15 protein-coding genes are annotated in these 19,460 nt (G+C 67.6%); 7 read left to right on the top strand and 8 right to left on the bottom strand.

The window, feature by feature from the left end:
- Nucleotides 1-2: 2 nt before the first annotated feature.
- The 5 genes from ACTG4X_RS29875 to ACTG4X_RS29855 all read right to left on the bottom strand — a co-directional run bounded on the left by ACTG4X_RS29875 (nucleotide 3) and on the right by ACTG4X_RS29855 (nucleotide 4,921).
- Nucleotides 3-1,943 (bottom strand): autotransporter assembly complex protein TamA, encoded by a 1,941-nt coding sequence (locus ACTG4X_RS29875; RefSeq protein ID WP_440532642.1) that lies wholly within the window; start codon nucleotides 1,941-1,943, stop codon nucleotides 3-5.
- Between the two features lie 62 nt (nucleotides 1,944-2,005).
- Nucleotides 2,006-3,193 carry a vWA domain-containing protein gene (locus tag ACTG4X_RS29870; protein ID WP_093057530.1) on the bottom strand — a complete coding sequence of 396 codons (1,188 nt, stop codon included), beginning with the start codon at nucleotides 3,191-3,193 and terminating at the stop codon, nucleotides 2,006-2,008.
- A gap of 16 nt (nucleotides 3,194-3,209) precedes the next feature.
- The gene (locus tag ACTG4X_RS29865) at nucleotides 3,210-3,797 is read right to left on the bottom strand and encodes a GNAT family N-acetyltransferase (RefSeq protein WP_440532641.1); all 588 of its coding nucleotides are present in this window, start codon (nucleotides 3,795-3,797) and stop codon (nucleotides 3,210-3,212) included.
- Between the two features lie 19 nt (nucleotides 3,798-3,816).
- The gene (locus ACTG4X_RS29860; RefSeq protein ID WP_093057533.1) at nucleotides 3,817-4,062 is read right to left on the bottom strand and encodes a hypothetical protein; all 246 of its coding nucleotides are present in this window, start codon (nucleotides 4,060-4,062) and stop codon (nucleotides 3,817-3,819) included.
- 4 nt (nucleotides 4,063-4,066) lie between these two features.
- Nucleotides 4,067-4,921, bottom strand: a complete 855-nt coding sequence (locus ACTG4X_RS29855; protein WP_093057534.1) for an AAA family ATPase — start codon at nucleotides 4,919-4,921, stop codon at nucleotides 4,067-4,069.
- 160 nt (nucleotides 4,922-5,081) lie between these two features.
- Here ACTG4X_RS29855 and ACTG4X_RS29850 point away from each other — a divergent pair, with 160 nt between their 5' ends.
- Complete coding sequence (locus ACTG4X_RS29850; RefSeq protein ID WP_093057535.1) at nucleotides 5,082-5,774, top strand: c-type cytochrome; 693 nt, start codon at nucleotides 5,082-5,084, stop codon at nucleotides 5,772-5,774.
- A gap of 66 nt (nucleotides 5,775-5,840) precedes the next feature.
- On the opposite strand, the gene pcaG is transcribed toward ACTG4X_RS29850, so the two are convergent.
- On the bottom strand, nucleotides 5,841-6,449 hold the full coding sequence (gene pcaG, locus ACTG4X_RS29845) for a protocatechuate 3,4-dioxygenase subunit alpha (protein ID WP_440532640.1): 609 nt from the start codon (nucleotides 6,447-6,449) through the stop codon (nucleotides 5,841-5,843).
- Nucleotides 6,450-6,466: 17 nt separating this feature from the next.
- Nucleotides 6,467-7,192 carry a protocatechuate 3,4-dioxygenase subunit beta gene (gene pcaH, locus ACTG4X_RS29840; RefSeq protein WP_093057537.1) on the bottom strand — a complete coding sequence of 242 codons (726 nt, stop codon included), beginning with the start codon at nucleotides 7,190-7,192 and terminating at the stop codon, nucleotides 6,467-6,469.
- Between the two features lie 104 nt (nucleotides 7,193-7,296).
- On the opposite strand from pcaH, the gene ACTG4X_RS29835 reads away from it, so the two are divergent.
- Complete coding sequence (locus tag ACTG4X_RS29835; RefSeq protein ID WP_426390418.1) at nucleotides 7,297-8,286, top strand: LysR substrate-binding domain-containing protein; 990 nt, start codon at nucleotides 7,297-7,299, stop codon at nucleotides 8,284-8,286.
- Nucleotides 8,287-8,290: 4 nt separating this feature from the next.
- On the opposite strand, the gene ACTG4X_RS29830 is transcribed toward ACTG4X_RS29835, so the two are convergent.
- Complete coding sequence (locus ACTG4X_RS29830; protein ID WP_093057539.1) at nucleotides 8,291-8,725, bottom strand: DUF1841 family protein; 435 nt, start codon at nucleotides 8,723-8,725, stop codon at nucleotides 8,291-8,293.
- 314 nt (nucleotides 8,726-9,039) lie between these two features.
- Between ACTG4X_RS29830 and ACTG4X_RS29825 the strand changes: the two genes are divergently transcribed.
- The 5 genes from ACTG4X_RS29825 to ACTG4X_RS29805 all read left to right on the top strand — a co-directional run bounded on the left by ACTG4X_RS29825 (nucleotide 9,040) and on the right by ACTG4X_RS29805 (nucleotide 19,453).
- Nucleotides 9,040-13,446: a hypothetical protein gene (locus ACTG4X_RS29825; protein ID WP_440532639.1), complete on the top strand. Its 4,407-nt coding sequence runs from the start codon at nucleotides 9,040-9,042 to the stop codon at nucleotides 13,444-13,446.
- A gap of 97 nt (nucleotides 13,447-13,543) precedes the next feature.
- Complete coding sequence (pal, locus tag ACTG4X_RS29820) at nucleotides 13,544-14,047, top strand: peptidoglycan-associated lipoprotein Pal (RefSeq protein ID WP_093057541.1); 504 nt, start codon at nucleotides 13,544-13,546, stop codon at nucleotides 14,045-14,047.
- Nucleotides 14,048-14,158: 111 nt separating this feature from the next.
- Nucleotides 14,159-17,275, top strand: a complete 3,117-nt coding sequence (locus ACTG4X_RS29815) for a glutamate ligase domain-containing protein (protein ID WP_097198023.1) — start codon at nucleotides 14,159-14,161, stop codon at nucleotides 17,273-17,275.
- Nucleotides 17,272-17,541, top strand: coding sequence for a hypothetical protein (locus tag ACTG4X_RS29810; RefSeq protein ID WP_093057543.1), 270 nt, complete (start codon nucleotides 17,272-17,274; stop codon nucleotides 17,539-17,541). The genes ACTG4X_RS29815 and ACTG4X_RS29810 overlap by 4 nt, the downstream gene beginning before the upstream one ends.
- Nucleotides 17,542-17,632: 91 nt before the next feature.
- On the top strand, nucleotides 17,633-19,453 hold the full coding sequence (locus ACTG4X_RS29805) for a peptidase domain-containing ABC transporter (RefSeq protein ID WP_258352953.1): 1,821 nt from the start codon (nucleotides 17,633-17,635) through the stop codon (nucleotides 19,451-19,453).
- Nucleotides 19,454-19,460 lie beyond the last annotated feature (7 nt).

The raw sequence follows: 19,460 nt of genomic DNA, 5'->3' as shown, positions 1-19,460 counted from the left end.
AATCAGAAGGTGAAGCCGAGGCGGAAGTGCAGGCGGAATTTCTTCGAGTCCACGCCGTAGGCCAGGTCGGCCTGCACCGGCCCCACGGGGCTGCGCCAGCGCGCGCCCACGCCCACGCCCACCTTGGGCTTGAGCTCGCCGGGCTTGTCGGCCACGGCGCCGGCATCGGCGAACACCACGCTCTCCCATTCGGTGAGCTTGCCGTTGTAGACGAAGGGGCGCTGCCACTCCACGCTGGCCACGCCGAGGTAGCGGCCGGCAACGGTCTGGCCGTCGGCGCGCACGGTGCCGATCTGCTTGTAGCTGTAGCCGCGCACGGTGGTGTCGCCGCCGGTCAGGAACATCAGCGTGGACGGGATCTGCGCGCTGTCTTTGGCCGACACCGCGCCGGCCTCCACGCGCAGCTGCAGGCGGCTGCGGCGCGCGCGTGCTTCCTTGTCGTCCGCTGCGCCCAGCGGCAGCACGCCGAGCCAACGCGCGTAGGTGCGCGTGAAGGGCGTCTGCTCGCCGGTGAGCGTGTAGCCCGCGGCCACTTCGAGTGCGAGACCGAAGCCGCGCGAGGGCGACGCGTTGTCGTCGAAATAGCGGCCGGTCCAGCCCCAGTTGGCCGTCACGGCAGAGGCCGAGGGCGGTGCGTTGATGCCGCGGTTCTGCGCGTAGTCGTACTGCAGGAAGTAGCTGCGGTCGATGTGGTCGCCCGACTTGCTGCGCCCGCCTCGCAGGCGTCCGCTGTCGACCACGTAGCTGCCCGATTGCTCGCTCTTCAGTTCGGCGCCCGAGAACCATTGCCAGCCCCGGTCGTCGGGAATCGCCTTCCACTCGGTGCCGAGCGACTTGATGTCGTTGTCGACCGACAGCCGCGAGACGGAGCGCCAGCCCAGCAGCGGAATCTGGTTGTGGATGTGGTCGATCGACAGGCGCGGGCCGTTGTCGGTGGTGAAGCCCACGCCCATCACCACCTTCTGCAGCGGCGCCTCGCGCAGCTGCGCGATCACCGGCGCGGCCAGCGGGTTGCCGCTCTCGGTGTCGAGCGTGAGGAACACCGAGTCGTAGTAGCCGCTGCTGGCCAGGCGCTGCTGGGCATCGAGCAGCTTCTGCTGGTCGTAGTCGGTGCCGCTGGGCAGGCGGGCGATGCGGCGTGCGCCGTCGGGGTCGTAGCGCTGGATGCCGTGCAGCATGAGCGGGCCGAACTTGTAGGCCGGGCCTGACTGGTAGGTGACGCTGAGGCGGGCCTCGCTGCGGTCGGCGTCCACTTCGGCGCGGCTGATCTCGATGCTGCCGGTGGGAAAGCGCTTGGCCGTCAGGCTGCGCAGCGCGGTGGTCTTGGCATCGTCCCAGGCCTGCTGGGTGAAGGGCTGGCCGGCGCGCAGGGCCCAGTTGGTGCGGATCGAATCGCGCTGCGCCTCGGCGGTTGCGTCGTTTGCGATCGGGCCGCCGTAGCTGATCTGCACGTTGCTCACCTTGGTGCTCTCGCCGGGCGAGACGGTGATGACGATTTCGCGCGGGGCCTTGGTGCTTTCGGGTGTCTCGTTGAGTTCGAGCGTCAGCGTGGGCGAGAAGTAGCCCATGGTGCCGAGCAGCTCGCGTGCATTGGCCTCGGCGGCCACCATGAGGCGGGAGATTTCGGTAGCGCCGAGGTCGTCGAGCTCGCGGTAGCGCTGGATCTCGAGGTGCAGCTTGAGGTAGTCGCGCACGGCCTCGGGGCCGCGCACATCGACGGTGAAGGCGTCGCGCTTGTCGGCTTTTTTCTTGTCGTCGTCCTTGCCGTCGTCAGTGGCGGCAGTGCTGTCGGCAGCACCGCTGCGCACGAGGCCGGCCGCGGGCTTGTTGTCTTCGGGCGCCTCTTTCTTCGGCAGCAGGCTGCAGCCTTGCAAGAGCAGGACGCCGGAAAAAAGCAAAGCCGGCCACCATGCCGGCGAAGAAACTGAAACCACCCTGACCATGGGCGGATTCTGACAGCAAGATTCGCCGGTTCCTGAAGCGTCCGGATACAGATGGCTTCGTCCTACTTGGACAGCATGCGCATCGCGTCTTCGAGGCCTCGCAGGGTCAGGGGGTACATGCGGTTCGACATGAGCTGCTGCATCACCGCGATGCTCTGGCGGTACTGCCACACGCCCTGCGGCTCGGGGTTGATCCACGCGAACTTCGGAAAGGTGTGCGTGAGACGCTGGATCCACTCGGCGCCGGCTTCTTCGTTGTTGTATTCGACGCTGCCGCCGGGCTGCAATATCTCGTAGGGGCTCATCGTGGCGTCGCCGACGAAGATGAGCTTGTAGTCCTTGTTGTACTTGCGCAGGATGTCCCAGGTCGCGAACTTCTCGGAGAAGCGGCGCTTGTTGTTCTTCCACATGAAGTCGTACACGCAGTTGTGGAAGTAGAAGAATTCGAGGTGCTTGAACTCGGTCTTCACGGCCGAGAACAGCTCTTCCACGCGCTGGATGTGCTCGTCCATCGTGCCGCCCACGTCCATCAGCAGCAGCACCTTGACGTTGTTGTGGCGCTCGGGCCGCATCTTGATGTCGAGGTAGCCGGCATTGGCCGCGGTCGAGTGGATGGTGTCGTCGAGGTCCAGCTCTTCGTCGTGGCCTTCGCGCGCGAACTTGCGCAGCCGGCGCAGCGCAACCTTGATGTTGCGCGTGCCAAGCTCCTGCGTGTCGTCGTAGTCCTTATAGGCGCGCTGGTCCCACACCTTCACGGCGCTCTTGTTCTTGCCGGCCCCACCAATGCGGATGCCTTGGGGGTTGTAGCCGCCGTTGCCGAAGGGCGAGGTGCCGCCGGTGCCGATCCACTTGCTGCCGCCCTCGTGGCGCTCCTTCTGCTCCTCGAAGCGCTTCTTGAGCGTTTCCATGAGCTCGTCCCAGCCCATCTTCTCGATCTTGGCTTTTTCCTCGGCGGTGAACTCACGTTCGAGCGTCTTCTTGAGCCAGTCGAGCGGCACTTCCTTCGTGAAGTCGGTCAGCATCTCGACGCCCTTGAAGTAGGCGGCGAAGGCGCGGTCGAATTTGTCGTAGTGCTTCTCGTCCTTCACGAGCGCGGTGCGCGAGAGGTAGTAGAAGTCGTCGATGCCGTAGGCGCCGTCGGAGTTGGGCCCCACCACGTCGGCCTGCAGGGCTTCGAGCAGAGTGAGGTATTCCTTGACCGACACCGGCAGCTTGGCCGAGCGCAGGGTGTAGAAGAAGTCGATGAGCATGGGCGCTCCTTGTGTTTCAGCCGCGCGGCTTGTCGAGCAGGTACAGCAGCTGGGCCTTCACTTCGGGCCATTCGCCCGCGCGCAGGCTGTACATGACGGTGTCGCGGATGGTGCCGTCGCGGCGCATCACGTGGCCGCGGATCACGCCGTCTTTCTTCGCGCCCAGGCGCTCGATGGCGCGCTGCGAGGCGAAGTTGAAGTTGTCGGTGCGCCAGCCCACCACGTTGCAGTTCAGCGTGTCGAAGGCATGCGCGAGCAGCAGCAGCTTGCAGGTGGTGTTGACGTGCGTGCGCTGGCAGCGCGCGGCGTACCACGTGTAGCCGATCTCCACGCGCTTCACGCCCGGCAGGATGTCGTGGAAGCTGGTGCTGCCGAGCACTGTGCCGGTGGCCTCGTCGGTCACTGCGAAGGCGAAGCGGTCGGCGGTCTTCAGCGCGGTCTCGATGTAGGCGCGCGTGTCCTGCGGCTCGGGCACCGAGGTGACGCGCAGCTTCCACAGTTCGCCGTCGGCGGCTGCGGCGCGCAGGCCTTCTTCATGAGCCAGCGACAGCGGCACCAGCGCGATGCCGCGGGCCTTCAGCGTGACGGGTTCGACGAACGCCATTTCAAACTCTCTTGTGTTTTCAGCCTTTGGGATCGCCATACTTGCGCACGTACCAGGCGCGCGCCAGTTGCACCCCGCCACCGCCGCCCAGGCCGATCAGCAGGATCCCGAAGATTTCCTTGTTGCCGTAGCCGGCGGCGCCGAAGGCATCGAGGCCCAGCAGCAGCCCCAACCCGCGGCCGAGCAGCGCACCCAGCACGAACAGCACTGCCTGGGCAATGCCCAGCTTCATCAGCTGCCCCGTGGGATGCGGCGTCTGGCTCATGGACTCAGCGGTTGTTGCGTTGCATGAAGACGAGCTTCTCGAACAGCGTCACGTCCTGTTCGTTCTTGAGCAGCGCGCCCACCAGCGGCGGCACGGCGACCTTGTCGTCCTTGCTCTGCAGCGCTTCGAGCGGAATGTCTTCGGCCACCAGCAGCTTGAGCCAGTCGAGCAGCTCGGAGGTCGAGGGCTTCTTCTTCAGGCCGGGCAGGTTGCGCACGTCGTAGAAGGTCTTCATCGCGGCCGTGAGCAGTTCTTGCTTCAGGCCAGGGAAGTGCACGGCGACGATGTGCTTCATCGTCTCGGCATCGGGGAACTTGATGTAGTGGAAGAAGCAGCGGCGCAGGAAGGCGTCGGGCAGTTCCTTCTCGTTGTTCGAGGTGATGAACACCACCGGACGGTGCTTGGCGCGGATGAGTTCGCGCGTCTCGTAGCAATAGAACTCCATGCGGTCGATTTCGCGCAGCAGGTCGTTCGGGAATTCGATGTCGGCCTTGTCGATCTCGTCGATGAGCAATGCCACCGGCTGGTCGGCCGTGAAGGCCTGCCAGAGCACGCCCTTGATGATGTAGTTCTGGATGTCCTTGACGCGCTCGCCGCCGTCGACGTCCTTCAGTTGCGAGTCGCGCAGGCGGCTCACGGCATCGTATTCATACAGGCCCTGCTGTGCCTTGGTGGTCGACTTGATGTGCCACTGCAGCAGCGGCAGGCCGAGCGATTGGGCCACTTCCTCGGCCAGCATGGTCTTGCCCGTGCCGGGCTCGCCCTTGACGAGCAGCGGGCGCTTGAGAGTGATGGCCGCATTGACCGCGAGCATCAGGTCTTGCGTGGCGACGTAATTGTCTGAGCCCTGGAATTTCATGAGTGAGATGAGTGAGACGGAGGCTGGGGTGGAGAAAAGAACACACTTGACACGCGTTGTGCAGCCTCAGGGTTGGCCTGCACAGGGTTCCAGGGGACCCCTGCATATAATCGAATGTTGATTCGAAAAACTGTACTCTCCACGAGATTGTGCGCGCAAAATGAACAAGTTGTTGACCACGATGTTTGCCCTTGCTGTCGCTTGCGTGACGGTCTCGGCTGAAGCCCAGCAAGTCACTGGCAAGGCCCAGGACGGAGCAAAGAAGGTTGCGATGTGCGTGGGCTGCCACGGCATCATTGGCTATCAGGCCAGCTTCCCGGAGATCCACAAGGTGCCGATGATCGCCGGCCAGAGCGCCACGTACATCACGGCCGCGCTCACCGCATACAAGGGCGGCGACCGCAAGCATCCCACCATGCGTGCCATTGCCGACACGCTCACCGACCAGGACATCGCCGACCTCGCTGCCTATTACAGCCAGTTGGGCCTGAAGGACGGCAGTGCACCGCCGGCCACGCTGGCCAAGGCCACGCCCTCGAACGTCGAGGCGCTCATCACCCGCAACGCCGACAACAACTGCACCAAGTGCCACGGCGCCAACTTCAACACGCCGAACGACGGCACCGTGCCCAAGCTGGCCGGCCAGCATGCCGACTATCTGTTCGTCGCGCTCAAGTCGTACCGCGTGAAGAACAACCCGCACCTCGGCCGCTCGAATGCGGTGATGGGCCAGCAGGTCGAAGACAAGAAGTTCACCAACGCCGAGCTCAAGACGCTGGCCAGCTACATCAGCTCGTTGCCCGGCGAACTGAAGACGGTGCCCGAATCGCGCATTCACCACGGCGCCGAATAAGCGCTTCGCTCATAACAAAAAAGCCCGCTGCGAGCGGGCTTTTTTGCGTCCGGGATTTCCCTGAGATCAGACGTCGAAGAAGGCAGTCTCGTCAGTGCCCTGCATGCGGATGTCGAAGCGATACGTCACTGCGCCGCCTTGCTCCACGCGCTCGGCGATCAGCGTGTGGCGGCGATCGGCCGGCACGCTCTGCAGCACTGCGTCTTTCGCGTTGGCTTCGGCTTCGTCGCTGAAGTACACGCGCGTGAACGCATGCAGCAGCAGGCCGCGCATCAGCACGATCACGTTGATGTGCGGCGCTTCGCCGGGCGATTCAGCGCCGGGCTTCACGGTGTGGAACACGAAGCGGTTGCCTTCGGCGGTGCCCGTGCCGACGCGGCCGAAGGCGCGAAAGCCCATGGCGCGTGCCTCGTCGGGCGTCTGCGGGTAGCGGCCTTCGCCGTCGGGCTGGCTGATCTCGACCAGCGCGTCGTTGATCGGGTTGCCGTCGCCGTCGATCACCCGGCCTTCGAGGCGGATGCGCTGGCCGCTGGCCTTGTCGAGCGCCAGCACGGCGTCGAAGGGCTGGTCGAAGTCGTAGCCGTACTGCGTGGCGGTGAGGCCGTAGGCGAAGTAGGGGCCCACGGTTTGCGAGGGGGTCTGGCCGAAGTCGGCTTCCTGTGCGGTCATCAACATGGTGTGTGTCTCCTGGCTCAGCGGTTCTCGAAAGGCGTTTCGTCTGCGCCGCGCAGCACGATGTCGAACTGGTAGCCCAGTGCGTAGCCCTCTTCGGTGATGTCGAGGCTGAAATCGGCGATGAGCCGGTTGCGGTAGCGCTCGGGCGTGCCGGTGATCATCGGGTCGTACTGCATCAGCGGGTCGCCGGGGAAGTACATCTGCGTGACCAGGCGGCTCGCGAAGCTCTGGCCGAACAGCGACAGGTGGATGTGCTGCGGGCGCCATGCGTTCGGGTGATTGCCCCAGGGGTAGGCGCCGGGCTTGATGGTGAGAAAGCGGTAGCGGCCTTCGCTGTCGGTCAGGCAGCGGCCCGCGCCCAGGAAGTTCGGGTCCAGCGGTGCGTCGTGCTGGTCTACCTTGTGCACGTAGCGGCCGGCGGCGTTGGCCTGCCACAGCTCGACCAGCGTGTTGGCCACCGGGCGGCGGCGCTCGTCGAGCACCTGGCCGGTGAGGATCATGCGTTCGCCCAGCGGTTCGCCGTTGCGGCGCGCGTTGCGCGTGAGGTCGTTGTCGAACTCGCCGATGCTGTCGTGGCCGTACACCGGCTGCTGCAGTTCGCCGAGCGAGGCCTTCAGCGGAATCAGCGGCTTCTGCGGGCCGCGCTTCACGGTGGACTTGTAGCCGGGGTAGACATAACTGGGGTGGGCTTCCCAGTCGCGCGGGGTGAGGATGGGCGAGGGGCCCTTGGTCTTGGTCAACATGTACGTTGTCTCCTGTCGTGGGACGAATCCGGAAGCCGCCACTTTAGAAGCGGCATCCGATGATGTAAATTGAAGATTGCTCCGTTCTCAATAACCAGAAGGCATTGAAAGATTCCGCCGATCTTCGCCAGGACTTCGTGCGCAATGTGCAGTTGCGGCACCTGCGCTGCCTCGTTGCCGTAGCGCAGGAGCGCCACCTCGCGCGCGCGGCCGAACGGCTGGCGCTGAGCCAGCCGGCCGTGTCGAAGACGCTCTCCGAGCTGGAGGCGATTGTCGGCACGCGGCTGGTCGAGCGCAGCAAGGCCGGCCGGCGCGGCGTGCAGGGTCTCACGGCAGCCGGCGAGCAACTGCTCGCGCATGCGCTGCGCGTGCTCGAAGCGCTCGATGCCAGCGCGCAGGCCGTGGCGCCGGCGGCTGGCGGGCGCATCGAGCGCTTGCGCATCGGCGCGCTGCCGAGCGTGGCGCCGGCCCTGCTGCCGATGGCGCTGGCACGGCTGCGCGACAGCCGGCCTTCGGTGCAGATCGTGGTGAAGAGCGCCGCCAACCCCACGCTGCTCGACGAGTTGCGCGCCGGCGAGCTCGACCTGGTGGTCGGCCGCATGAGCGATCCGCGCCTGATGGGCGGCCTGAGCTTCGAGCTGCTGTACACCGAGCCGCTGGTGTTCGCCGTGCGCGCGGGCCATCCGCTGGCGCTGAAGGCGGCGTCGGTGCAGGCGGTGCTGGCTTATCCGCTGGTGGTGTACGGCGAGGGCACGATCCCGCGCCACAACACCGAGAGCTTCCTGTCGGCGCGCGGCCTCGTGTTGCCGGCTAACGCATTGCAGACGCTCGACGTGGCGGTGGCGCGCGCGCTGGTGGCGGTGTCCGATGCGGTATGGATCACGCCGCTGGGCGCCGCGCGCGGCGAGCTGGCGGACGGGCGCCTCGCGCGGTTGCGCATCGAGACGGCTGGCACCGAAGAGCCGGTCGGGCTGCTGCAGCGCAGCGATGCCGAGCCTTCGGCGCTGCGCGGCGCCATGGCCGCGTTGCTGCGCGAGGCTGCGAAGCAGCAGGGCGCGGTGCCGCAGCGGCCCAGGAAAACCTCTCGCGGCTAACTGGCTAGTCTTTCGTGGCCCTGCGCTGTACGCAGGCCACGTAGCCCTCGCCATCCGGCGGCCTGCCCGCGCGCTGGCTCTCCCACATCATCTGGCCCAGGCAGTCCATCGCCTCGTGATGCGCATGCAGCAGCGAGCCGCGGCGCGCTGCCAGCAGCTCGACGGCCTGGCGGATGCCGCGCGGCTGGTCGATGGAGCACTGCTCGCTGATCGACAGATGCATCGACAGATGAAGGAACGGGTTCTCGCGCCCGTTCGATCCGTCGTACACCCGCGCCACCGCCGCGTCGGCATCGACAAGGTCCTCGTGGTACTCGGGGTGCTCGTCGATCCAGCCGGCCGCGATGGTCTCTAGCGCTTCCATCGGCAGGCCCTGCCGGTGCTTGGCGTACACGTCGCAGAAGAAGCGGCGCACGTCTTCCTGGGAGGGGTTGAACATATATAGATAGAGCAGAAGAAAAAGAGGGATGGGAGCCGTGTGTGGGGGCCGTGTTTGCGAGCCGTTTCGCAGGCGGCTTCGGGAGCTTGGGATGTGTCGGATGTTCCGGGTACAGGGCGTTACATCGTTACGTAACGAATCGCCAAATGACCTTCTTACGAGCTGTTTCCACACCCCGGTGGAAACCCCCGCTTAAAGAAAAATCTCCATACAAATCAACAGGTTGCATTGCCATGGACCGCTTTGGCATGGGGCGCGAAAAAAGCGGCACGCTAGTTGCCCCTTAGTAGGCATCTTTTGTCACAGAGGCTGCCATGACCGCTCAACAAGCATCGACCAATTCGACCGAAGGACTTGCCGCCGCTGGCGTCGCTCCTGTGGTCATTGCCCAGGCCACCGTCACTCCGCTGGGCGCTCCTGCCTCGCTGGGTTCGGCGGCGCCCGCCGCAACTGCTGGCCCGTCCAGCATCGGCACATTATCGAATGCCACGCCGGGTGTCGCAGTGATGCGCGACGGTGTCAGCATTCCCGTCGATGGCAATCAGACTCTGATGGCCGGCGACCGCGTGATCGTTCCGCAGGACGGCCACGCCAATGTTCTCTTCCCCGGATCGGCCACCAACAAGGCCCCGCTGGCCGGTGTGTTCACCGGCGGCACCGACGCCACCATCGGCTCGACCAAGCTGCCGGGCGGCCTCGAACAAGTGAATGTGGATGTCGCCTCGGGCGACCTGCAAGTGACCCCGCCGGACAGCGACGCAGATGCCGCGGCCCTGGCCGTGACCAAGAAGCTCGCAGCCGGCAGCGGCATCGGGCTGGGTGAATTCGCACTCGGCGCCCTGGGCGCCGCAGCGCTTGGCGCCGCCCTCAGCGGTGGCGGCGGCGGCAGCGACAGCGTTGTTCCGCTGCTCGTCGGTTCGGGCAATCCGACCACGCCCACCACGCCGGGCGACTCCGACGCGGACGCCGACTCGGATGCAGATGCCGACGCCGACGCGGATGCGGACGGTGATGCAGATGCAGATGCCGACGCCGATGCCGATGCTGACGCCGATGCCGATGCTGATGCTGATGCTGATGCTGATGCTGATGCTGATGCTGATGCTGATGCTGATGCCGATGCCGATGCCGATGCTGATGCCGATGCCGACGCCGACGCCGACGCCGACGCCGACGCCGACGCCGATGCCGATGCAGATGCAGATGCAGATGCAGATGCAGATGCAGATGCCGATGCCGATGCCGATGCCGATGCGGACGCTGACGCCGATGCCGACGCCGATGCCGATGCCGATGCCGATGCCGATGCCGATGCCGATGCCGATGCCGATGCGGATGCCGATGCCGATGCGGATGCCGATGCCGATGCGGATGCGGACGCTGATGCCGATGCCGATGCCGATGCCGACGCCGATGCCGATGCCGACGCAGACGCAGACGCAGACGCAGACGCAGACCACCTCCTCGATCCAGGCGACGGCGCCGTCGGTCACGTCACCGACAGCCTCGGCAATGCGCTCGGCCTTGGCGACTCGCTCACGCCGGTCAACAACGTGGTCGACGGCCTGACCGACACGCTCGACGACGTGCTCGCTCCGGTGCTCGGCAGCGAGTTCACGCCGAACGATCCCAACCAGTTCGACCCTATCGACAACACTGTCGGCAGCGTGACCGGCCTGCTGGGCGACTCCCTGAGCCCCACGCTCGACAACCTGCTGGGCGAGGGCGCCACGACCGCCATCCTCGGCACGGTGCTGGGCCAGGTCGACTACCTGACCGACGCGCTGGACAACGGCCTGACCAACCTGATCGGTGACCACGGCATCATCAGCGGCCTGACCGACGCCCTCGGCCTCGGCGGCCTCACCGACCAACTGGTGGGCGACGACGGCCTCCTGGGCGGCGTGCTCGGCAACGTGCTCGGCGACGGCAGCCTGGTGTCAGGCCTGCTGGCTGACGATGGCCTTGTCGGTGGCCTGCTCGGCGAAGACGGCCTTGTCGGCGGCTTGCTGGGCGAAGACGGCGCCGTGGGCGGCCTGCTCGGCAATGTGCTGGGCAGCGACGGCCTCGTGGGCGGCCTGCTCGGCGACGGCGCGGTGGGCAGCCTGACCGGCGGCCTGCTGGGTGACGAGGGCCTGCTGGGTGGCCTGCTCGGCGACGGCAGCGCACTGGGCGGTGTTCTGGGCGACGACGGCCTCGTGGGCGGTCTGCTCGGCGGCGACGGCGCCCTCTCGGGTCTGCTGGGCAGCAGCGGCCTCACCGGCGAGCTGCTGGGCCACGGTGGCCTGGTCGACAGCCTGCTCGGCCAGGACGGCGCGATCTCCGGCCTCATCTCCGACAGCCCGCTGGGTGGCCTGCTCGGTGGCGAAGGCGGTCTCCTGGGCGGCGCGCTCGACGGCCTGCTCGCTGACGACGGTCTGGTCGGCGGCTTGCTGGGTGACGATGGCCTCGTCGGCGGTCTGCTCGGCGGCGATGGCCTCCTGGGCGGCGTGCTGGGCGGCGACGGCCTGCTGGGCGGTGTGCTCGGCGACGACGGCCTGCTCGGCGGCGTGCTGGGCGACGATGGTCTGGTGGGTGGCCTGCTCGGTGGCGATGGCCTTCTGGGCGGCGTGCTGGGCGATGACGGTCTGGTCGGCGGCCTGCTGGGCGGCGACGGCATCGTGGGCGGCCTGCTCGGTGACGACGGTCTGGTGGGTGGTTTGCTGGGCGACGATGGCCTGCTGGGCGGCGTGCTCGGCGGCGACGGCCTCGCTGGCGGCCTGCTCGGGCCGGATGGCCTGGTTGGCGGCCTGCTGGGCGAAGACGGTCCGGTCGGTGGCCTGCTGGGTGATGACGGCCTGCTTGGCGGTCTGCTCGGCGATGTGCTGGGTGGCATCGGCGGTGGCGGCACCCCGGGCACCGGCGCGGCGCTGCTCGACCCGGCCGACGGCGTGCTCGGCAACCTGGCCGACGGCCTGAACACCGGCCTGCTGGGCGGGCTCGGCCTGGGCAACGTACTCGGGCCGGTTGTCGGCGTCGCGGACGGCCTGACCGACACGGTCGACGGCCTGCTGGGCCCGGTGCTCGGCACCAGCTTCACGGAGAACGACCCCAACGTGCTCGACCCGGTCGACGGCCTCGTTGGCCAGGTTGCGGGCGGCGTGAGCGGCCTGCTGAGCCCGCTGACAGATCAACTGCTCGGCGCGAACACGACGGCCGCGCTGCTGAATGGTGTCACGGCTCAAGTCGACTACCTGACGGATGGTGTGGCCAACCTGCTGGGGGGCGATGGCCTGCTCGGCGGGGTGCTGGGTGACGACGGCTTGTTGGGTGGCGTCCTCGGCGGTGACGGCGGCCTCCTTGGCGGCGTCCTGGGTGATGACGGCCTGCTGGGCGGTGTGCTCGGCGGCGACGGTGGCCTGCTCGGCGGTGTCCTGGGTGACGACGGTCTGCTGGGCGGCGTGCTCGGCGGCGACGGCGGTCTCCTCGGTGGCGTTCTGGGCGACGACGGCTTGCTGGGCGGCGTACTCGGCGGCGACGGCGGCCTCCTTGGCGGTGTCCTGGGTGACGATGGCCTGCTGGGCGGCGTACTCGGCGGCGACGGTGGTCTCCTCGGTGGCGTGCTGGGTGACGACGGCCTGCTGGGCGGCGTGCTCGGCGGCGACGGTGGCCTCCTTGGCGGTGTCCTGGGTGACGATGGCCTGCTGGGCGGTGTGCTCGGCGGCGACGGTGGCCTCCTTGGCGGTGTCCTGGGTGACGACGGCCTGCTGGGTGGCGTGCTCGGCGGTGTTACCGGCGGCGACGGCGGCCTGCTCGGCGGCATCCTCGGCGACGACGGCTTGCTGGGTGGTGTGCTCGGCGGCGTGACCGGTGGCGACGGCGGTCTTCTCGGCGGCATCCTCGGTGACGACGGCTTGCTGGGTGGCGTACTCGGCGGCGTGACCGGTGGCGACGGTGGCCTGCTCGGCGGCATCCTCGGTGACGACGGCTTGCTGGGTGGCGTACTCGGCGGCGTGACCGGTGGCGACGGCGGCCTGCTCGGCGGCATCCTCGGTGACGACGGTCTGCTGGGTGGCGTACTCGGCGGTGTGACCGGTGGCGACGGCGGCGTGCTCGGCGGCATCCTCGGTGACGACGGCCTGCTGGGCGGCGTGCTCGGCGGTGTGACCGGTGGCGACACCGGCGGCGTGCTCGGCGGCATCCTCGGTGACGACGGCCTGCTGGGCGGCGTACTCGGCGGTGTGACCGGTGGCGACACCGGTGGCCTGCTCGGCGGCATCCTCGGCGACGACGGCCTGGTGGGTGGCCTGCTTGGCGGCGTGACCGGTGGCGACGCCGGTGGCCTGCTCGGCGGTGTGCTCGGCAACGACGGCCTCGTCGGCAGCCTCCTGGGTCAGGACGGTCTGGTGGGTGGCCTGCTCGGCGGCCTGACCGGCGCCGACAGCCCGGTGGCCAACATCCTGCAGCCGGTGACCTCGGTCGCCAGCGGCCTGACCGACACCGTGACCCCGATCGTCTCGAACGCGACGAGCGCGGTGCACGACGTGACGGCTCCGGTGACCGACATCCTGGCCGGTGCCACGACGGCGACCGCTCCGGTGACAGACGTTGTCAGCAGCGTGGTGAACGGTGTCGAACATGCAGTCACCCCGCTGGTGACCGATGTCGTGACCCCGATCACCAGCCTGGTCGAGCACGCCGCGTCGCCCGTGACGAACATCCTTCACGGTCTGCTGGGCTGATCACTAAAAGACAAAGAAGGAAGAGGGGCGAGGGAGCTAGTAGCTGCTGCAGCACCAGGGACAGGCCACCACCGGCCTGTCCCTCGAAAGGACCGATATGAAAAAGAATTTCCGCACACTGACCATCGTCGCCCTCGGCGCAGCCCTCGTGGGTTGCGCGGCCCCGAAAGCGGGCCGCGACGATGCAACGTACTACTACTCGAACAAGGCCGCCACCGCGGTGCCGAAGGTGGAGCCGGCACCGCCGCCGCCGCCGCAGAACGGACCGGTCGGCGTGCCGAAGATCGTCTACTTCGACTTCGACAAATACAACATCAGGCCGGGCGATCGCAACATCGTCGAGGCGCATGCGAGCTTCCTGCGCAACCGGCCGGCGAGCCGGGTCGTGATCGAAGGCCACACTGACCAGCGCGGCGGCCGCGAGTACAACCTCGCGCTGGGCCAGCGCCGTGCCGATTCGGTACAGCGCACGCTCACGCAGCTCGGCGTACCCGCCGAGCGCATCGAAGCCATCAGCTGGGGCCTGGAAAAACCAGCGTCGCTCGAAACCACCGAGGAGGGCTATCAGCTCAATCGCCGAGCCGAATTCAGCTACCGCTGAACCGGATCACCGCGATGACTTCGACGACGGCGGTTTCCGGCCCACGCACACGTCATCAAAGCGAGAGCAGATGACGGGCGCGGCCGGTCTCCCGCATTCGTCCGGAGCCGAATGATGTCCTTCCCAGACCAGCTCCACGCCTGCCACGAACGCCTGGTGTCGGTGTGCGCGGCGCTGCCTGCCCCGTACCCGGCGTTCACGCTGTTCTTCTCCGTGAGCGATGGCTCGCAGCGCGCACACGTTGTGCACGCGCGGGCCGCCGATTTCGAGACCGCCTGGCGCGAAGGCGCCGAGCATGCCGAGCGCTGGGTGCGCGAGCGCGGCATCGTGTCGCCGTGGCTGCGCATCGACTGGGTCGAGGGCGCGAGCCCGATGGACTGGGCCCAGTTCAAGACACAGCTCACCGCCGTCAAGCGCAACTACTTCCGCCTCGGCCTGGCCTTCGACAAAGACTTCGCGCTGGCCTTCACCGAGCAGGAGCTCAACGCCAACGCCATGCTGTGCGGCGATTCGACCATTCCGCATTCGGTGGTGAACGCGCGCAACTTCGAGGTCTACGGCCAGGCGCGTTTCCAGAGTTCGCCGCCGCTGGACATGCCCTCGGACCAGCCGGTCTACCTGCTCGCCACGGTGGGCGTGTTCTGCCAGCCCGACGGCGTGGTGCACAAGCTGGTGGGCACGGGGCTCGACGCGGGCCGCCGCCAGCTGCCGGCACTCAACCCGCAGTCGGTGCTCGACCTCGTGCGCAGCGGCTCGTCGTACCTGGCGCGCCAGGTGCAGAGCGACGGCCTCTTCGTGTACGGCTACTTTCCGTGCTTCGACCGCCGCATTCCGACCTACGACGCGATGCGCCATGCGAGCGCGCTCTACGCAATGATCGAAGCGTGGGAGCTCACGCGCGACGAAACGCTGCGCGCGGCCATCGACCGCTCGCTCGACCATCTCACGAGCTCGCTGATCCGCGACTACACGCTGCTGGACGGGCGCGCGGTGGCGTTCCTGGTAGACACCGGCGGGGAGATCAAGCTCGGCGGCAACGCGGCCTGCGTGCTCGCACTGGTGAAGTACTGCGAGCTGACGGACACGCGCCGCTGGCTGCCGCTGCTGGAAAAGCTCGCGCTCGGCATCGCCTCGCTGCAAGACCCGGCCACCGGCCGCTTCAACCACGTGCTGCATGCGGCCGACCTCACGGTCAAGCAGGCCTCGCGCATCATTTACTACGACGGCGAAGCGGCCTACGGCCTCATGCGCCTGTATGCCCTCACGCGCGACCCGCAATGGCTGGCCGTGGTCGAGAAGGCGTTCGATCATTTCATCTCCAGCCAGCACTGGCAGGCGCACGACCACTGGCTCAGCTGCTGCGTGTACGAACTCACGCACTGGAGCCCGCAGGAGAAGTACTTTCGCTTCGGCCTGCAGAACGTGGCGGGGTATCTGGACTTCGTGCTCGACCGGAAGACCACCTTCCCGACGCTGCTCGAACTCATGCTGGCCGCGCAGCAGATGCTCCAGCGGCTCGAGGGCATGCCCGCGATGCGGCACCTGCTCGACGAGCTCGACGTCGAGAAGTTCTACCGCGCGCTCGACTACCGCGCGCACTACCTGCTCAACGGCTTCTTCTGGCCCGAGATGGCGATGTACTTCCGCCGGCCTTCCACCGTCGTCGGCTCGTTCTTCATCCGCCATCACTCGTTCCGCGTGCGCATCGACGACGTCGAGCAGTACGTGTCGGGCTTCGTCGCCTATCACCGTTACCTGGTGGAGCGGCGCGCCTCGCCCGGAGCGGCCGGCACTGGCGGCGGCGGCAGCACCGGCGTGGGCGGCGCGCGCGACGACGGCGCCGTCTGGACCGCGAGCGAGATGGCACGCGTCACCGGCGGCGAATGGGTCGTCAAGCCCGAGGACGGCTGGCGCGCCACCGGCGTGGCGCAGCGCTCTTTCATGCGCAAGGGCCGCGTGGTGTTCGACCACCAGACGCGGCCGTCGAAGACACCACTGGCGGCCGTCACGCTCAAGGGCGTGCTGCAACCGGCGGCAGCCGTGCTGTGCACCGACCCCAAGCCGCACCTCGACAAGCGCGTGCCCGTGCTCAAGGTGTCGAACGTGCTGCAGGCCGTGCTGGAGCTGGGCGACCATGCGCGCGCCGAGTTCACCGGCCGCGTGTGCGGCGTGCTCGGCAGCGGCGCGACGAACGGCGCGGCAAGCGGCACCGTCGCCGCCATGCTGGCCGGCGCGCTCACCGTGTGGGGCGAGGTCGGCCAGCCCGAGGGCAACGTCAGCCTGCCATCGGGCATCGCCTGGAACATGACCTGCATGCCGCGGCACGCGGCCTACTGGGTGCTGGAGATGGGCACCTCGCACATGCCGGCGTCGGCGCAGCTGGTGCGGCCTTCGCTGGTGGTGGTGACGGGGCTGTCGGCCGCGTCGCAGAAACACCGCGGCCCGTCGGAGGCCGCAGCGCGGCTCGACAGCCGGATCTTCCAGGCCATGGCCCCGGGCGACAGCGTGGTGCTCAACCGCGACATGCCCGAGTTCGCGACCTTTGCCGAAGCGGCGATGGCGCAGCAACTGCAGATCGTGACCTGCGGCGAGCACAAGGACGCCGACGTGCGCCTGCTCGCCTTCGACCATGGCGAAGTGCAGGCGATGGTGGCGGGCGAGCCCTTTCAGCTGCGGCTCAATGCGCCGGGGCGCCACATGGGCGCGAGCGCCATCGCCGCGCTCGCGGCCCTGCAGGCCATGCGCCTGCCGCTGGCGGCCGCGGTCGAGCCCTTCGCGCATTTCGAGCCGCCGGGCGGCCGTGGCGCACTGCACACCATTCACATCGGCGGCGGCAGCTTCAAGCTGATCGACGAGACCTACGACGCCAACCCGAGCTCGATGCGCGCGGCGCTGGAGCTGCTGTCGCAGGCGCCCTGCGAGCCGTCGCGCCGCGTGGCGATCCTCGGCGACATGCAGGAGCTCGGCCCCGCCGCGCAACGCCACCACCTCGACCTCGAAGCCGAGTTGCTGGCCTCCCAGCCCGATCGCGTGCTGCTGTGCGGCCCGCTGATGCGGGCACTGCACACGCGCATTCGCACCAAGGTGCGCTCGCACTGGTTCGTCGACGTGTCCGATCTGTCGACCGCGCTCGGCAGCCTGCTGCAGCCCGGCGACTGGGTGCTGGCGAAGAGTTCAGCGGGCGTCGGCCTGTCCCGGTTGGCCCGGGTTTTGAAAGCACTGCCATGAGATGGAACGTACTTGCGAACTCGCCCTTCGAACATGAGGTGCCGCTGCGTCGGCAGCCGTTGCGCCGCTGGTGGCTGGGCTGGCTGCAACTGCTGTGCGCATGGGTGCTTTGCATGCTGCTGTGCGCCAACATCGCATTGGTGTTCGCAGAGGGTTTGCCCCAATCAAACAGGGAGGCCAAAGCAGGGAGTCCGGCCGGTTGCGCGGTCAAGGGAAGCGCCGCGCAACCGGAGCCGGTTCATGGGAGGCGAAAGCTGTCGTGTTGATGTGCACGGCGAGTGAATTTTTGCCTTGTAACAGCCGGGTAACAGTTGATAATGACGCAGGCGTCATTGCACGACGGATCGGCTCTTTCCCATGATCAAGTTCCTCTTGCCCAGTCAATTGGTTGCCGACACGCCAGACGAACCTGGCGCCAGTCCCTATGCGGGCGCCTTGAACGCCGCATTCCGAGCGGCCTATCCGCTGGTGAAGAGCGCGGCGTGGCGCTCGCTACCCATCAGCCTGTTCGGGCTGCTGCCTTCGATCTTCCTGCTGCAGGTGTATGACCGCGTGCTCTCGCGCAGCGGTACCTCGACGCTTGCCGCGCTGGTCAGCGGCATTCTGTTTTTCCTGTGCATCGAGTTCTGGCTGCGCACGCGCCGCTCGCGCCTGCTGCGCAATGCGGGCGCCATCATCGACCACGGTGTGTCGGGCGCGCTGCTGAACTCGATGCTGGGCCGCCCGCTGCGCGCGCTCGAAGCACGGCCTGCTTCTGTGTGGCACCTGTACTTCCGCGACGTGGCCTCGGTGCGCGGCACCGTCACCGGCGGGCTCGCGCAATCGATCTTCGACCTGCCGATGGCCATCTTCGCGCTCATCGTCATCGGCATCGTCGCGCTGCCGGTGCTGCCGGTGGTGGCGCTGTTCCTGGCCATCATGTCTTTCCTGGCGTGGTGGTGGGCCGACGAAGTGCGCTCCGGCCGCGTCGAGGAAGTGCAGCGCGGCCGTGGCCTTGAGCGCGTCACGGCCGAGATCTGCAACGCGCGCGAAACCCTCAAGGCCCAGGCCAACGACGCGCCGACCATCGAGATGTGGCGCAAGACCTACAACTCATGGCTCACCGAGAGCTTCAGCAAGAACGGCCAGATCGAAACCGCGCGCGACGGCACCACCGTGCTGCTCACCGTGTTCTCGGTCGTCGTGGTGACCGTTGGCGCGGTCTCGGTGATGGAGCAGTGGATGACGGTGGGCGGCCTCGTCGCATCGAACATGCTGGCGCTCAAGGCGCTGCAGCCGGTGGCGGGGCTGGTGTCGAACTGGCGCTCGCTGGCCACCGCGAAGGAAGCCGCCAAGCGGCTCGAAACCGTTCTGCGCGAACCGGTCGAGAAGCCGCCCACGGGCATGACGCTGCCGCAGCCGCTGGGCCGCATCACCCTGAAGGACGTGAGCTTCAGCTTCACCGAAACGGCGCAGCAGCCGGTGCTGGAAAACGTCGACCTCGACATCGGCCCGGGCGGGCTGCACGTGATCGTCGGGCGCAACGGCGCGGGCAAGTCCACGCTGGTGAAGCTGCTGTCGGGCCTGTACACGCCCACGCGCGGCATCGTCAGCATCGGCGAGTACGACCTCTCGCAGTTCGGCCGCGAAGAGCTGTCGCACTGGATCAGCTATCTCTCGCAGGAGGTCTACTGGTTCGGCGGCTCGCTCATCGACGTGATGCGCCGCACGGCCCCGGGCCAGAGCGACGAGCAGATCGTTGCGGCCTGCAAGCTCTCGGGCGCGCACGACTTCATCTCGCGGCTGCCCGATGGCTACCGCACCATGGTCGGCGAAGGCGGCACCGGCGTGTCGGTGGGTGAGCGGCGCAAGCTGGCGCTGGCCATGAGCTTTCTGCGCAAGCCCTCGGTGCTGGTGCTCGACGAACCCAGCAACGACCTCGACTTCCAGAGCGAGCGCAACCTGCTCGCCACGTTGCTCGCGGTGGCCAAGGTGCGCACCGTGGTGGTGGTCACGCATTCGCTGCGCATCGTCTCCGCCGCCAGCGTGGTCTACCACGTCACGGGGCTGGGCAATGTGGAGCAGGGCACGGCCGCGGTGATGGTGCCGAAGCTGTTCGGCGTGAAGAAACCGCTGGTCGCGCTGGGCGATGCGGAAGACGGCGCAGCGGGGGCCACGGCCTCCCGCTCGATGGCGTGATGCGCGA

This window comes from Variovorax sp. YR566 (genome assembly GCF_051992195.1).
Classification (GTDB): Bacteria; Pseudomonadota; Gammaproteobacteria; order Burkholderiales; family Burkholderiaceae_C; genus Variovorax.
The sequence above is the reverse complement of the archived record's forward strand: the minus strand, read 5'-3'. Positions and strand labels throughout refer to the sequence as shown.

Coding starts and splice junctions, on each gene's coding strand:
- ACTG4X_RS29875 (WP_440532642.1), bottom strand. CDS start 1,943: ATGGTCAGGGTGGTTTCAGTTTCTTCGCCGGCATGGTGGCCGGCTTTG.
- ACTG4X_RS29870 (WP_093057530.1), bottom strand. CDS start 3,193: ATGCTCATCGACTTCTTCTACACCCTGCGCTCGGCCAAGCTGCCGGTG.
- ACTG4X_RS29865 (WP_440532641.1), bottom strand. CDS start 3,797: ATGGCGTTCGTCGAACCCGTCACGCTGAAGGCCCGCGGCATCGCGCTG.
- ACTG4X_RS29860 (WP_093057533.1), bottom strand. CDS start 4,062: ATGAGCCAGACGCCGCATCCCACGGGGCAGCTGATGAAGCTGGGCATT.
- ACTG4X_RS29855 (WP_093057534.1), bottom strand. CDS start 4,921: ATGAAATTCCAGGGCTCAGACAATTACGTCGCCACGCAAGACCTGATG.
- ACTG4X_RS29850 (WP_093057535.1), top strand. CDS start 5,082: ATGAACAAGTTGTTGACCACGATGTTTGCCCTTGCTGTCGCTTGCGTG.
- pcaG (WP_440532640.1), bottom strand. CDS start 6,449: ATGTTGATGACCGCACAGGAAGCCGACTTCGGCCAGACCCCCTCGCAA.
- pcaH (WP_093057537.1), bottom strand. CDS start 7,192: ATGTTGACCAAGACCAAGGGCCCCTCGCCCATCCTCACCCCGCGCGAC.
- ACTG4X_RS29830 (WP_093057539.1), bottom strand. CDS start 8,725: ATGTTCAACCCCTCCCAGGAAGACGTGCGCCGCTTCTTCTGCGACGTG.
- ACTG4X_RS29825 (WP_440532639.1), top strand. CDS start 9,040: ATGACCGCTCAACAAGCATCGACCAATTCGACCGAAGGACTTGCCGCC.
- pal (WP_093057541.1), top strand. CDS start 13,544: ATGAAAAAGAATTTCCGCACACTGACCATCGTCGCCCTCGGCGCAGCC.
- ACTG4X_RS29815 (WP_097198023.1), top strand. CDS start 14,159: ATGATGTCCTTCCCAGACCAGCTCCACGCCTGCCACGAACGCCTGGTG.
- ACTG4X_RS29810 (WP_093057543.1), top strand. CDS start 17,272: ATGAGATGGAACGTACTTGCGAACTCGCCCTTCGAACATGAGGTGCCG.
- ACTG4X_RS29805 (WP_258352953.1), top strand. CDS start 17,633: ATGATCAAGTTCCTCTTGCCCAGTCAATTGGTTGCCGACACGCCAGAC.